The 14,100-nt window shown below is 65.1% G+C and carries 11 protein-coding genes; 6 read left to right on the top strand and 5 right to left on the bottom strand.

The features are described from left to right. From FQ137_RS02825 to groL, 3 genes are all read left to right on the top strand, one after another. Entirely contained in the window at positions 1 to 741 is a 741-nt protein-coding gene (locus FQ137_RS02825) for a metal-sulfur cluster assembly factor (RefSeq protein WP_149291037.1), read from the top strand. After that, on the top strand, positions 738 to 1,763 hold the full coding sequence (locus tag FQ137_RS02830) for an NAD(P)-dependent alcohol dehydrogenase (RefSeq protein WP_149291038.1): 1,026 nt from the start codon (positions 738 to 740) through the stop codon (positions 1,761 to 1,763). The genes FQ137_RS02825 and FQ137_RS02830 overlap by 4 nt, the downstream gene beginning before the upstream one ends. A gap of 111 nt (positions 1,764 to 1,874) precedes the next feature. Further along, positions 1,875 to 3,524, top strand: coding sequence for a chaperonin GroEL (groL, locus tag FQ137_RS02835; RefSeq protein WP_149291039.1), 1,650 nt, complete (start codon positions 1,875 to 1,877; stop codon positions 3,522 to 3,524). Positions 3,525 to 3,696: 172 nt separating this feature from the next. Here the strand turns inward: groL and FQ137_RS02840 are convergent, their stop codons facing one another. Then, positions 3,697 to 4,017, bottom strand: coding sequence for a putative quinol monooxygenase (locus FQ137_RS02840; RefSeq protein ID WP_149291040.1), 321 nt, complete (start codon positions 4,015 to 4,017; stop codon positions 3,697 to 3,699). A 176-nt stretch (positions 4,018 to 4,193) separates the two neighbouring features. Then, positions 4,194 to 7,586, bottom strand: coding sequence for a pyruvate carboxylase (locus FQ137_RS02845; RefSeq protein WP_149291041.1), 3,393 nt, complete (start codon positions 7,584 to 7,586; stop codon positions 4,194 to 4,196). Between the two features lie 290 nt (positions 7,587 to 7,876). Here FQ137_RS02845 and FQ137_RS02850 point away from each other — a divergent pair, with 290 nt between their 5' ends. Next, complete coding sequence (locus FQ137_RS02850) at positions 7,877 to 8,533, top strand: IS6 family transposase (protein WP_188064735.1); 657 nt, start codon at positions 7,877 to 7,879, stop codon at positions 8,531 to 8,533. 267 nt (positions 8,534 to 8,800) lie between these two features. Beyond that, positions 8,801 to 11,791: a leucine--tRNA ligase gene (gene leuS, locus FQ137_RS02855; RefSeq protein WP_188064737.1), complete on the top strand. Its 2,991-nt coding sequence runs from the start codon at positions 8,801 to 8,803 to the stop codon at positions 11,789 to 11,791. A gap of 16 nt (positions 11,792 to 11,807) precedes the next feature. Here the strand turns inward: leuS and FQ137_RS02860 are convergent, their stop codons facing one another. The 3 genes from FQ137_RS02860 to FQ137_RS02870 are packed head-to-tail and all read right to left on the bottom strand — an operon-like array spanning position 11,808 to position 13,623. Beyond that, positions 11,808 to 12,194 carry a hypothetical protein gene (locus tag FQ137_RS02860; RefSeq protein ID WP_255583487.1) on the bottom strand — a complete coding sequence of 129 codons (387 nt, stop codon included), beginning with the start codon at positions 12,192 to 12,194 and terminating at the stop codon, positions 11,808 to 11,810. Positions 12,195 to 12,199: 5 nt separating this feature from the next. Continuing rightward, positions 12,200 to 13,096: an SDR family NAD(P)-dependent oxidoreductase gene (locus FQ137_RS02865; protein WP_149291043.1), complete on the bottom strand. Its 897-nt coding sequence runs from the start codon at positions 13,094 to 13,096 to the stop codon at positions 12,200 to 12,202. Further along, positions 13,093 to 13,623, bottom strand: a complete 531-nt coding sequence (locus FQ137_RS02870; RefSeq protein ID WP_149291044.1) for a nuclear transport factor 2 family protein — start codon at positions 13,621 to 13,623, stop codon at positions 13,093 to 13,095. The genes FQ137_RS02865 and FQ137_RS02870 overlap by 4 nt, the downstream gene beginning before the upstream one ends. A gap of 24 nt (positions 13,624 to 13,647) precedes the next feature. On the opposite strand from FQ137_RS02870, the gene FQ137_RS02875 reads away from it, so the two are divergent. Next, positions 13,648 to 14,082 (top strand): nuclear transport factor 2 family protein, encoded by a 435-nt coding sequence (locus tag FQ137_RS02875; RefSeq protein ID WP_149291045.1) that lies wholly within the window; start codon positions 13,648 to 13,650, stop codon positions 14,080 to 14,082. Positions 14,083 to 14,100 lie beyond the last annotated feature (18 nt).

The raw sequence follows: 14,100 nt of genomic DNA on the forward strand, positions 1-14,100 counted from the left end.
ATGACCGCCACGATCACCTCTCTGCCCGATAAGGTATGGGCAGCGCTGGACACCGTCGTGGACCCCGAGCTGGACGAACCCGTGACCGACCTGGGATTCGTCCGCTCGGTGGACATCGATGACCACGGAGTGTCCGTCCACCTCAGACTCCCGACGTCGTTCTGCGCGCCGAACTTCGCCTACCTCATGGCCTCGGATGCCCAGGACGCGCTGAAGGAGGTCCCAGGGATCGGAAGAGTGGTGGTCGAGCTCGACGACCACCACGATTCGCCCAAGATCAATGCTGGTCTCGCTGCCGAGGCCGGCTATCAGGGCACCTTCGGAACGGAGGCGCGGGAGTCGCTCGACGAACTCCGCGCCACGTTCAAGAAGAAGGCCCATACGGCGGCGATGGAACGAAGCCTGCAGCGGCTCCTTAAGTCGAACCCCGATCTGCGGGTGGAGGACCTGGGTTCTGTTCAGCTCGCAGATCTTCCGCCGACCAAGACCACGGAGGCGCTTCTCCGACGACGGGAGGCGATCGGACTCCCTGCCAGCGATGACGCCCCGGTGATGGTGACCGAAGACGGTACGCCGGTGCCCGACGAACAGATCCCCATCAAGCTCAAGTTCGCCCGAGTGGCACGCGTCTCGATCGATGGCAACTCGCACTACTGCCGCGGTCTGCTCGCCACTCGCTACTCCGACGCCGAGGGCGGGGACATGAGCACGCGCATCACCGATTCAAGGAGCGCACTATGAGGGCCGTCCGGGTGGTCGAATACCACCAGAACATGGAGATGCACGACGTCCCCGAACCCGAGATTTCGGGCCCGCTGGACGTGATCGTGCGAATCGGTGCAGCCGGGGTGTGTCGAACCGACCTGCACGTGATCGAGGAGCAGTGGCGCGAGAAGTCAGGCGTCACGTTGCCTTATACGATCGGTCACGAGAACGCTGGTTGGGTACACGCTGTCGGCGCTGCGGTGACAAACGTCACCGTCGGCGACAAGGTGATCTGCCACCCGCTGATCACCTGTGGACTGTGCGGCCCGTGCCGCGACGGCCAGGACTGCCACTGCGAGGAGCAGACGTTCCCGGGAATCGGCGCTGACGGCGGGTACGCCGAATACCTACTCACCAGTGCTCGGTCATGTGTGAAACTCGACGACTCTCTCGAACCGGCAGATGTCGCCGCGCTAGCTGATGCGGGTCTCACCGCGTATCACGTGGTCGCGAAGGCTGCCGCGAAGCTCCGCGCGGGCGACACCTGCGTCATGATCGGCGCCGGTGGCCTGGGACACATCGGTATCCAGTGCCTCAAGGCGCTCTCCCCGGCCCGGCTGGTGGTGATCGACCGCAACCCGGAGGCACTCCAGCTAGCCGAAGAGATCGGGGCGGACATGACGGTCGTGGCGGACAGCTCGCAGGTTGACAAGGTTCTCGAACTCACCGGCGGGGCCGGAGCAGAGGTCGTGATCGACTTCGTCGGTGAAGGAGGCTCGACTTCACAGGGTCTCGCGATGACCAAGCGCAACGGGGAGTACCACGTGGTCGGCTACGGCGAGGACATCGTCATCCCGACCATCGATCTGGTCTCCTCAGAACGCAACATCATCGGAAACCTGGTCGGCACCTACAACGACCTGAAGGAACTGATGGCGCTCACGGCCCAGGGAAAGGTCACGCTGCACACCCAGAAGTACTCGCTCGACGACTTTCAGAAGGCGATCGACGATCTCGTCGCGGGCCGGGTGCGCGGTAGAGCGATTCTCGTGCCCTGATCCCGTTATTTTCCCTCCTCCGGAGCCGGCTCACGGGCCGACACGGAGCCCCACATGTTCTTTCGCCGGTGTCGTCGGATGACACCGGAACCCAGCACAGGAGAGACAGCCATGGCCAAGGAAATTCGCTTCAACAGTGACGCGCGCTTGAGGTTAAAGGCAGGCGTCGACGGGCTCGCCGATGCGATCAAAGTGACGCTTGGACCGAAGGGGCGCAACGCGGTACTCGAGAAGATGACAGGTCCGCCGACTATCACCAACGACGGTGTCACGATCGCGAGGGATATTCATTTCTCCGAACCGTTCGCAAACATGGGGGCCCAGCTCGTCAAAGAGGCGGCAATGAAGACCAACGGACAGGTGGGCGACGGCACCACCACCGCGACTGTCCTCGCCCAGGCGCTGGTGGCGGCGGGACTCAAGGCCGTCGACAGCGGCGCCAACCCGATGAGGGTGCGCCGCGGGATGGACAAGGCAGTCCCCGTTCTCGTCGAAGCGCTCCGGGAAAAGGCGCGAGAGGTTTCGGGTACCGAGCAGGTCCGACACATAGCTACCCTCGCGGCCGGGGACGATGAAGCAATCGGCGACGCGATCGCCCGGGCGATGGAGTTCGTCGGGCGCAACGGGGTGGTCGATGTCGAGGAGACGGAGACTCCCGGAATCAGCGTCGAAGTAGTCGACGGCATCTCGTTCGATCACGGTTACATCTCGCCGTACATGGTCACCGATCGCGAACGCATGGAGGCGGTCCTCGAGAACCCGGCGATCCTGCTCACCAACCAGAAGATCAGCCAGGTGCAGGAGCTCATGCCCGTCGTGGAAGCCGCGCGTCGATCAGACCGGCCGTTGGTTCTGATTGCGGAGGACGTTGACGGTCCCGCGCTGCAGATGCTTACTTCCGGGAACGTGCACGGAACGTTCCAATCTTGTGTCGTGCGGGCACCGGGCTTCGGGCACCGCCGGATCTCTGAGCTGGAGGACCTCGCCTATGCACTGGGCGGCCGGGTAGTTGCCAAGGACTCCGGTCTGGAACTCGCCGAAATCACCGAGCGGCACTTCGGAGGTTGCGACCGGATCACCATCACGGAGGACATCACCACCATCATCGGAGGTCACGGGGACCCATCTGAGATCGAGGCCCGCATCCAGCAGATCGGATCACAGCTCGAGCGCGCAAAGATCGACCACGATAAGGATTCACTGCAACTCCGGCAGTCGAGGCTTTCTGGGACGGTCGCCTCGATCAAGGTCGGCGGTGCTACATCCGTGGAGCTCAAAGAACGGCTGATGCGGGTGGAGGACGCTCTTTGTGCGGCCAGGGCTGCGCTAGAGGAGGGGGTCGTCGCCGGCGGAGGGGCCGCGCTCGCGCATGCGAGGGAGGCGCTCGGCCTAATTGAACTCACCGGAGACGAAGCCATCGGACGGGAAGTGGTGGCCGTCGCCGTGTCTGAGCCGTTGAGGCTCATCGCCGACAACGCGGGTTACGACGGCGTCGCTGTCGTCAAGGCGGTGACGAAAATGACGGCCGAGGAGGGCTTCGACGCCATGGCGGGAGAGTATGTCGACCTCTTCGAAGCCGGCATCGTGGACCCCTTGAAGGTGACGCGCGCCGCGTTCGAGGCAGCAGCATCCATCGCTGGACTGCTCATCACCACCGAGACAGCGATCGTCGAAGAGGTCGGTCCGAACCCCGGCGCCGTAATGGCCCCCGGTTTCGGAGACCTGGCCGAGGGAATGGTCCGACCGTCGAACATCTACTGACCGCCCCGCTACCGACAAGCTCTCCGCCCCGACCTGCGTCCCGCGGTTCAGGGCGGAGAGTAGGCACGTTGTCGCTGATCCACTACATCCTTCCGGTTACTGGCGTCCTCGGTCGGGTGTAGGGGCACTGAGCGGCCCGGCATTTCTATGCCGGGCCGCTCATGTGTTTTTGTCAGCCGATCTGTATTTCACCCATCTTGTCCCAACCCTCGCCGTCGACCTGGCGGCTGATGATGTCGGGGGTTGTGACGAGCATCGGCTTCATGGCTTCAATGCCCTTGGCGAAGTGGTCGGAGTTGACGTGGGCCTCGGCCCCGTCGTCGGCAAAACCCTCGCACAGGAGAAAGACGTTGCCCTCGTCGACGGACCTGGTCCAGAAGAACCAGAGGTTACCGGGCTCAGCGCGGGTGGCTTCGGTGTACTCGCGTGTCTCGGCGAGCCAGCGGTCGACTGACTCGGGCTTGACGGTGAATTTCACGTTGATCCAAATCATGAGGACTCCTCGCTCGGAACGGGAAAACAAAACGCGGACCGTACGACGTCAGAGCACGGCCTCGGATCTATGTTCCCGTCACCGGCCTCGATGTCGTGTCGCATATCGAGACATCACCGGTCCGCCCGCCCTAACCGCGAAGACTGCCCTCAGGGCGCCTGTCTCATCAGTTCTGGTCACTCGCTGAGCGTGAGGATCAGGTCCCCTGCCTCGACCTGGGTAACTCCGGAGATGGCGATCCGCGCAACGGTGCCGCCGCGGGAGGTGGTCACTGCTGCGTCCATCTTCATCGCCTCGATACTCGCGACCGTTGCACCGGGCTCGAGTCGGTCTCCGACTTCCACCGTGGCAGAGACGACGCCGGCGAACGGGGCGGCGACGTGGAGATGGTTGCCTGATTCGGCCTTCTCTGCGACTGGGACGTCGACGCCGACGGATCGGTCGCGGACTCGCACAGGCCGCAGCTGACCGTTGAGGACGCACATCACCGTCCGGTTTCCCTGCTCGTCCGGCTCGCCGATAGCCTCAAGACCTATGAGGAGTTCCACCCCGGGTTCGAGCTCAACACGGTGCTCGTCGCCTCGGCGTAGTCCGTAGAAGAACTGGTTCGACGAGAGCCGGGACGTGTCACCATAGCAGTCTCGGTGCGTGTCGAAATGCATGGTCGGGTCGGGGAACAGCACGCGGTTCAGAGTCCGCTGCCGGTCTCGCCCAGGTTCGTCCAGAACGGCGTCATCTACGGCAGTGAGCGGCGCACTCGGCCGTGGCATCGGCCGACCCTTCAGTGCGTTGCTGCGTAACGGCTCGGGCCATCCACCGGCGGGGTCGCCTAGGTCTCCGTTGAGGAAGCCAACTACAGAGTCGGGTATGTCGTAGGCCGCCGGGTCTGCTGCGAAGTCGTCGGCAGTGATCCCGCGGCCGACCAGGGTGAGGGCGAGGTCGCCGACCACCTTAGACGACGGGGTGACCTTGATGAGGCGCCCCAGCATCCGGTCAGCGTCGGCATAAGCGTCTTCAATCGCCTCGAATCGCTCGGCCAGTCCCAGCGACTGTGCTTGCTGTCGGAGATTGGACAGCTGTCCGCCGGGAATCTCGTGGGTGTAGACGCGACCGGTTGGCGCCGGGAGCCCGGACTCGAACGGTGCGTACACCTTGCGCACCGCCTCCCAGTACGGTTCCAAGGCGCATACCGAAGCGAGGTCGAGCCCGGTGTCGCGTGTGGTGTGGGCGGTCGCCGCCACGATCGACGACAGCGCGGGCTGGCTCGTTGTCCCCGCGAGGGCGGCACTCGCACCGTCTACTACATCCGCGCCGGCCTCCCACGCAGCCATGTAGGTGGCGAGCTGACCTCCCGGGGTGTCGTGGGTGTGCACATGAATCGGGAGGTCGAATTCCGCACGCAAGGCGCCGATCAGGAGGGTTGCAGCTGGTGCCCGCAGTAGTCCCGCCATGTCCTTGATAGCGATGACGTGCGCTCCGGCTTCGACAATGCTCTCGGCCAGCCGCAGGTAGTAGTCGAGGGTGTAAAGCTCCTCGGCCGGATCGGAGAGGTCGCCGGTGTAGCTCATCGCGACCTCGGCGACGGAGGTTCCGGTCAAGCGGACCGCGTCGATGGCCGGGCGCATCGCCTCGACGTTGTTCAGGGCGTCGAAAATGCGAAAGATGTCGACACCGACGTCGGTGGCCTCCGCGATAAACGCTGACGTGACCTTTTTCGGCTGGGGGGAGTATCCGACCGTGTTGGCCCCTCGGAGCAACATCTGCAGACAGATGTTGGGAATGGACTCGCGCATCTGCCCTAACCGCTCCCAGGGGTCCTCCTTCAGGAAGCGCAGCGCCACGTCGTAGGTCGCCCCACCCCAGCATTCCACCGACAAGAGTTCCGGGGTGAGTGCTGCAATGTGAGGCGCCACGGTGAGAAGGTCGTTGGTGCGAAGACGAGTCGCCAGTAGTGACTGATGGGCATCCCGGAAAGTTGTATCGGTTACGGCGAGTTGCGGTCGTTCCCGTAGATCGGCGGCGAAACCCTGGGGGCCCAGAGCGAGCAGTCGCTGCCGTGACCCGTCCGGCGGGGATGTCCTCGCGTCGCTGTCCAGAGCAGGGAGCTTGTCCCGTGGATACACCGTTGTCGGCCGGTCACCGTGGGGTTTGTTCACTGTGACGTCGGCGAGATAGGTCAGGATGCGGGTGCCCCGATCAGCCGACGGGCGTGCTCTCAACAATTGCGGACGCTCCTCGATGAACGAGGTGGTCACCAAGCCTGCGCGAAAGTCTGGATCGTCCAATACTGCCTGCAGGAACGACACGTTCGTTGCCACACCACGGATCCGGAACTCGGCAAGTGCGCGCCTCGCCCGCGACATCGCGACGCCGAGGTCGTGGCCACGGCAGGTGAGCTTGACCAGCATCGAATCGAAATGAGCGGTCACCTCGGCACCGAGCGTTGTCCCACCGTCGAGCCGGACTCCGGCCCCACCAGGCGTCCGGTAGGCAGTAATCCGGCCGGTGTCGGGCCGGAAGCCATTGCTGGGGTCCTCCGTGGTGATGCGACACTGCAGCGCGGCCCCGCGGATGGTGATCTGTTCCTGACTCAGCCCGAGGTCCGCCAGTGACTCCCCGGCGGCGATCCGCAATTGTGCACCAACCAGGTCGACGTCGGTGATCTCCTCGGTCACCGTGTGCTCGACCTGGATGCGAGGATTCATCTCGATGAACACGTGCTTGCCGAGTTCGTCGAGGAGGAACTCCACGGTTCCGGCGCAGGAATAACCGATGTGACGGGCAAACGCAACGGCGTCGGAGCACATCCGTTCACGCAATTCTGTCGGCAAGTTCGGGGCTGGCGCCAGTTCCACGACCTTCTGGTGTCGGCGCTGCAGGCTGCAGTCTCGCTCGTAGAGGTGGACGACATCGCCGAAGTTGTCGGCGAGGATCTGGACCTCGATGTGTCGGGGATTGATCACCGCCTGCTCGAGGAAGACGGTCGGATCGCCGAAGGCTGACTCCGCCTCTCGAGACGCGGCCTCGAGCGCTTCGGTGAGCTCCTCGATCCGCTCCACGCGGCGCATTCCCCGCCCGCCACCACCAGCAACGGCTTTGACGAACAGCGGGAATGTCATCGCTGCTGCCGCCTCCATCAACTCCTCGGGATGAGCCGACGGCGCCGATGAGCGCAGTACCGGTAGGCCCGCTTCTCGTGCGGCGGTCACTGCCCGGGACTTGTCCCCAACCAACTCGAGGACCCGGGTAGGTGGGCCAACGAAGGTGATCCCCGCGGCCTCACATGCTGCCGAGAGGTCCGGGTTCTCCGATAGGAACCCATAACCGGGGTGCACCGCATCCGCGCCAGCGTGCTGTGCAACGCGGACGATCTCCTCCACCGACAGGTACGCCCGAACTGGGTGCCCGGAGTCACCGATTTGATACGACTCGTCCGCCTTCAATCGATGCACCGAGTTGCGGTCCTCAAAGGGGAACACCGCCACCGTGCTCACGCCCAACTCGTAAGCCGCACGAAACGCTCGAATCGCGATCTCTCCGCGATTGGCGACCAAGACCTTCTTGAACATCCGTCGCTCCTCAGTCGGCCCTGGCGGGCGCTTCAGCAGTGACTCGGAAAACTACCTGGACATACTGATTCGCGCCTGCTCAAATTCGACTTTTGTCAGATGTGAGACGGAGTGGAGCCATTTCGGAACTTAGGGTCGGGAATAAGACCATCCCACTGGACGGGCAAAGAGTGCTGTTGCAAAGTTGACCGGCCGCAACTCGCTGCCGGGCCCCCTGGTGGCAGGTTCGGGGGTATGAGCATCTTCTCCGGTCGTCACTACCCGCGTGAGGTCATCCTCTGGGCGGTGCGTTGGTACTGCCGTTACGGCATCTCTTACAGGGAGCTCGAGGAGATGCTTACTTCAGCGCGGCGTGGCCGTGGACCACACGACGATCTTCCGGTGGGTCCAGAAGTACGGGCCTGAGCTGGATACACAGACCCGCTGGTACCGACGCTTCGCCCCGGTGGGGAGCAGACTCCTGGCGCGTCGACGAAACCTACATCCGCATCGGCGGAAAGTGGTGCTACCTCTACCGCGCTGTCACTAAACGAGGCGACACCCTGGACTTCTACCTGTCCACTCGCCGATCAACGGCCTCCGCGAAACGCTTCTTGGCCAAGACCCTGCGCTCGACACGCCACCATGGGCAACCTCGGGTCATCTGCACGGACAAAAATCCGGCACTGGCAGCAGCGATCACCGCTCTCAAAGCTGAGGGAAAATGCCACCAGAAGTGGAACATCGCAGGTCAAAGTACTGCAACAACGTCATCGGAGGCGACCACGGTCGACTGGAAACGCATCTTAGGACCCAAATCCGGGTTCAAGACCCCGACCAGCGCTTACCGAGCCCTGCAAGGCATGGAAGCCATGCACTCCCTCCGCAAAGGCCAAGGCAGACTATTCGCCTATGACGCTCCCAACCCCGATGCCGTCATCGTCACCAAGGCCTTCCAGCACCTGTAGGAACTACTCCACCGGCTGTGGCCGGCCGCTGTTCACGCCGCCCTCATCCAGTGACTCCGTCCACTTTGCAACAGCACCGCTCGATCGACGGTCACCGCACAAGTATCGGCGACACCCGGGCCGGCAAAACTCTAAGCAGCGCAACAGCACCCCCCGAGGATCCGTTCCCCGTGCCCTCGGAGCCTCACGATGCTTGGCTGAGAGCAGGGTTTAGGCTGGACTTCGCCTGCGTGTGGGCACCGGCGATACCAGGGAGAGCAGACAACCGTGAGCAACAGCGACCAGACCGTCACCGGAGTGCATTCCGACAGCGGTTCGCAGTCCGACACCGGACCGGCCCACCGCTACGGAGCCGCCCTGGCCGGCCAGATCGAGTCGCGCTGGCAGACCGAATGGGCCGCGCGCGGCACGTTCGAGGCCCCGAACCCGGTCGGCCCCCTCGCGGACCCCGACGGAGCTGCACCGCCAGAGAGCAAGTTGTTCGTCCAGGACATGTTCCCGTACCCCTCGGGCGCCGGACTGCACGTCGGGCACCCGCTCGGGTACATCGCCACCGACGTCTTCGCCCGCTTCAACCGGATGCTGGGCACTAACGTCCTCCACACCCTCGGATACGACGCGTTCGGCCTGCCTGCAGAGCAGTACGCGGTGCAGACCGGACAGCACCCGCGGGTGACGACCGAGTCCAACATCGCCAACATGGAGCGTCAGCTCGGTCGCCTCGGATTGGGACACGACCGCCGCCGCGTGTTTGCCACCACCGACACCGATTTCTACCGCTGGACCCAATGGATCTTCCTGCAGATCCATGGATCCTGGTACGACCCCCAGGCCCCTGCCCGCACCACAGACGGACGCGAGCACCCCACACGGACTGGCCGCGCCAGGCCCCTCTCCGAGCTCATCGAACAGTTCGCCTCCGGAACCCGCCCCCTCCCGGGTGAACATGCCGGTCGGGACTGGGCGGAGCTGTCGCGCGCAGAGCAGGAGAAGGTCCTCGACGCCCACCGACTGGTGTACCTCTCCGATTCCACCGTCAACTGGTGCCCGGGACTCGGTACCGTGCTGGCCAACGAGGAGGTCACCGCCGAGGGACGCTCCGAGCGCGGCAACTTCCCCGTCTTCCGCAAGAACTTCTCCCAGTGGATGATGCGGATCACCGCATACGCCGACCGTCTGGTCGATGATCTAGACAGGCTCGATTGGACCGACAAGGTCAAGTCCATGCAGCGCAACTGGATTGGGCGCTCGCAGGGCGCCCGCGTGCGCTTCTCGGTGGCCGACGAGCCCATCGAGGTCTTCACGACCCGCCCGGACACGCTCTTCGGCGCCACCTACATGGTGCTGTCGCCCGAGCACCCGCTGGTCGACGAGCTGGCCGGACCATTCTGGCCTGAGCTTCCCGGCGGCGAGCGTGACGAGCGGTGGACCGGCGGCCACTCCTCTCCCGCCGAGGCCGTGGTGGAGTACCGCCGCCGTGCGGCACGTAAGTCTGACCTGGAGCGACAGGAGAACAAGGAGAAGACCGGCGTTTTTCTCGGCGTCCACGCCGTCAACCCGGTCAACGGCGAGCAGATCCCCGTATTCGTGGCTGACTACGTGCTCATGGGGTACGGCACCGGCGCGATCATGGCCGTGCCGGCCCACGATTCCCGCGACCACGAGTTCGCCACCGCCTTCGGGCTGCCGATCACCCAGGTCGTGGCCCCCGCCGATGGCTCGCAGATCGACGTGCAGTCCGAGGCGTACACCGGTGACGGCGTGGCCGTGAACTCGACCAACTCTGGCGGTCTCTCGCTCGACGGGCTCGCCGTGGACGAGGCCAAGACCGCCACTATCGACTGGCTCGAGGGCCAGGGCACCGGCGAGGGCACCATCCAGTACAAGCTGCGGGATTGGCTGTTCGCCCGCCAGCGCTACTGGGGCGAGCCGTTCCCGGTGGTGTACGACGCGGACGGTGTGCCCCACGCTCTGCCCGACGAGATGCTGCCCGTTGAACTGCCGGAAGTCGAGGACTACAAGCCTGTCTCGTTCGACCCTGACGATGCCGACTCGGTCCCGTCGCCACCCCTGGCCAAGGCCACCGAGTGGATGACCGTGGAGTTGGATCTGGGGGACGGGCTGCAGACCTACACCCGTGACGCCAACGTCATGCCCAACTGGGCCGGCTCGAGCTGGTACCAGTTGCGCTACATCGACCCCACCAACTCCGAGCAATTGTGCGCGCTGGAGAACGAGCGCTACTGGACCGGGCCCCGGCCTGAGATCCACGGGCCCGATGACCCGGGCGGAGTAGACCTCTACGTGGGCGGCGTCGAGCACGCGGTGCTGCACCTGCTTTACTCGCGGTTCTGGCACAAGGTGCTGTTCGACCTGGGGCACGTCACCAGCGAGGAGCCCTACCGCCGGCTGTACAACCAGGGATACATCCAGGCCTTCGCCTACACCGACGCCCGAGGCGTGTACGTTCCGGCGGACGAGGTGGAAGAGCGCGACGGCACGTTCTACTGGACCGGTGGCGACGGCGACGGATCCCAGGTGTCGCAGGAGTACGGAAAGATGGGCAAGTCGCTCAAGAACTCCGTCTCCCCGGATGAGATCTGCGACTCCTACGGCGCTGACACCCTGCGCGTGTACGAGATGTCCATGGGGCCCCTCGACACCTCACGGCCCTGGGCCACCAAGGACGTCGTGGGCGCGCACCGCTTCCTGCAGAGACTGTGGCGCGTCGTGGTCGACGAGGTCACCGGCGATGTCCGCGTGACCGATGGCGAGCCGGACGAGGACGTGCTCAAGGCGCTGCACAAGGCTATCGCCGGGGTGCGCGACGACTTCGCCGAGCTGCGCGACAACACGGCGATCGCCAAACTCATCGAGTACGTCAACACCCTGACCAAGACCTATCCCACGGACGGGCCGGGTGCCCCGCGGTCGGTCGTCGAGCCGCTGGTGCTCATGGTTGCGCCCGTCGCCCCGCACATCGCGGAAGAGCTGTGGTCCCGGCTCGGGCATACCGGCTCGCTCGCCCACGGTCCGTTCCCCGAACACGATGAGGCCTACCTCACCGAGGACTCGGTCGAGTACCCGGTTCAGATCAAGGGCAAGGTGCGTTCCCGCATCACCGTCCCCGCCGACGCTTCTCCCGCGGACGTCGAGGCCGCGGCTCTGGCCGACGCAAAGGTTCAGGAGAACCTCGGTGGTGCGGCGCCCAAGAAGGTCATCGTGGTGCCGGGCAAAATGATCAACATCGTGCCCTGACGGGCGCCCGGGCCGCTCAGGCGCTGCGGACGAATACGACAGACGACGACATGAGTAGGTATGCCGTAGTGACCATCCACATCGCATAGGTCGCGTACAGCCAGGGGCGCCACCGGATGTGCTGGTTCCATCGCCGGTAGGTCGTCACGCCGGACATCACGGCCAGGCCGATCGACAGCAGCAGCGGCAGCACGACCACCTCCACGCGGTCGGCCGTGAGGCACAGGGCCCGGCCGTCCGCGCATTCGTCGCTGATGCCACCCTGGATCATCACGATCACCGCCGCCAGGGCCACGACCGCGACCACGGACAGCAGCACATACCGGAAGGCCAGGACGCCCTGACGCTCATTGCGCTCGAGGCGTTCGAGTGGGTCGTCGATATCCCCGTGATCGTTCGACACGATGCCTACTCGCCGACGAATCCGTTGTGACCACCCGCCGCGGCCACCTCGTCTACTGTCTCGATCCCCAACTGCTCGTCGGTCACCGGTGGGAAGAGCGGGCCCCCGCCGAACGCACCTCGGTGCGAGAGAGGCATCTCGCCGTCGTCGTTCCTTATGCCGTTCTCGCGACCGTACTCGGCCGTGATGACGGTCGAACCGCTCATCCGGGCCAGGTCGGGGTCGTCGGCGAGTGCGGCGATCACGCGTCCGACGAACGTCGGGTCCTCCGCGCGGTCCAGCGGGAAGCCGTTGAAGTCGTCCATCCCCAGCGACAGCAGCAACTCGGTGCGGATGAGGCCGAGCCACAGCGAGAGAGTCGACACCCCGGTGCCGGCGAGTTCGGGCGCCATGTCGGACGCCATCTTGTCCAGGGCTGTCTTGCTCATCCCGTAGAGCACGGTGTGGAACGGGGCGCGCGACCCGAACGAGGAGATGTTGACCATCAGGCCGGAACCCTGCGGCACCATCACCTTGGCGGCCTCGCAGCAGGCGACGTAGTGGGCGCGCAGCCCGACCCCCATGAGGGCGTCCCAGTCCGTGGCCGGGCGCTCCCAGAACTTGCCGTTGAACCCCATGAACCCCTTGGGGTTGGTCCACACATTGTTGACCAGCAGGTCCAGGCGCCCGGTCTCGGAGACGATCCGGGCGACGACGGCGAGGATCTCCTCGTCCCGGGAGTGGTCGCATTCGAGTGGGCGTATCTGGCCCGGGGCGCCGGAGGCTGCCTCGATGGTGCCCTGCAGCCGCTCGGCCGACCGCCCGGTGACGTAGACGGTCCACCCCGCGTCGGCGAGCGCGGTGGCCACCCCGCGACCGACGCCGCGGCTGCCGCCGGTGACCAAGGCGACACGGGCGCTCATGAGTCCGCTCCAGCGGTCGCGGCCACGGGCTCGACCGTGACATCAGGGAAGGTGACGGTCGCGTCGTCCAGGCTTCTGGTGATCGACCAACCCGGGGTGAACAGGCACTCGGCCATCACCCAGCGGCCGCCCTCAAGCACGTAGACGTCCGAGTACTCACCCGTGGAGAGGGTCTCGGTGCCCTTGTCCCGGTCGACCTGTCGGAAGTGGAGAGTCCAGGTTCCGGTGGCCCGTCGTGGCGGGCTGCTCGGTCCGCCGTCCTCCACGGTGATCGAGGGCATGAACCCGTGGTGCATATCGAGGATCCGTGGGCCGCCGTCCTCGGCCGTCGCCAGCGCGATCTGACGGAAGATCCCGACCATCGTGTCGGGGTCGGTTCGCCCGAGGGGGCCGAAGTCCAGCACCCCGCCGGTGGCCACGAAGCAGGAACGAAAACCCTCCGGGTCCTTGGCGTCGCAGGCCCGCCAGTACCGGTACTTGAGCTGTTCGATCGCCTCGCGGGCGCGGACTATCTCCTCATGCTGCATAGGACTCACGTTAGCGTAGGGGGCATGAGCCGAACACTGGTCGAACTATCCGATCGCTGGGACCTGCAGGACCTCGTCACCAGGTACGCAACCTGCATCGACTCGCGAGACTTCGACGGTCTGGATCGGGTGTTCACCCCGGACGCCCGCGTGAGTTACACCGCCTCCGGCGGGCCGGACGACGACTACCCGGTGATCCGCGCCTGGCTGGCGGAGATGCTGCCGATCTTCGCCGCCACCCAGCACCTCATGGGCAACCTCGATGTGCGCCTCGACGGCGACTCGGCCACCGGGCGGGTGATGTGCTTCAACCCGATGGCACTGAAGCCGGTCGAGGAGAAAGACCAGCAGGTGTTCTTCTACGGACTCTGGTACGCGCTCGAGTTCGTCCGCACGGACGCCGGATGGCGGATCGCCCGCCTCACCCAGCAGCAGGCGTTCCACCACAACCTGCCTTGACGCCGCCGGTTGCGGTGG

Origin of the sequence: Dietzia sp. ANT_WB102 (assembly GCF_008369165.1) — a bacterium.
Lineage (GTDB): Bacteria > Actinomycetota > Actinomycetes > Mycobacteriales > Mycobacteriaceae > Dietzia.

Coding starts and splice junctions, on each gene's coding strand:
- FQ137_RS02845 (WP_149291041.1), bottom strand. CDS start 7,586: ATGTTCAAGAAGGTCTTGGTCGCCAATCGCGGAGAGATCGCGATTCGA.
- FQ137_RS02875 (WP_149291045.1), top strand. CDS start 13,648: ATGAGCCGAACACTGGTCGAACTATCCGATCGCTGGGACCTGCAGGAC.
- FQ137_RS02830 (WP_149291038.1), top strand. CDS start 738: ATGAGGGCCGTCCGGGTGGTCGAATACCACCAGAACATGGAGATGCAC.
- FQ137_RS02825 (WP_149291037.1), top strand. CDS start 1: ATGACCGCCACGATCACCTCTCTGCCCGATAAGGTATGGGCAGCGCTG.
- FQ137_RS02865 (WP_149291043.1), bottom strand. CDS start 13,096: ATGAGCGCCCGTGTCGCCTTGGTCACCGGCGGCAGCCGCGGCGTCGGT.
- FQ137_RS02840 (WP_149291040.1), bottom strand. CDS start 4,017: ATGATTTGGATCAACGTGAAATTCACCGTCAAGCCCGAGTCAGTCGAC.
- groL (WP_149291039.1), top strand. CDS start 1,875: ATGGCCAAGGAAATTCGCTTCAACAGTGACGCGCGCTTGAGGTTAAAG.
- FQ137_RS02870 (WP_149291044.1), bottom strand. CDS start 13,623: ATGCAGCATGAGGAGATAGTCCGCGCCCGCGAGGCGATCGAACAGCTC.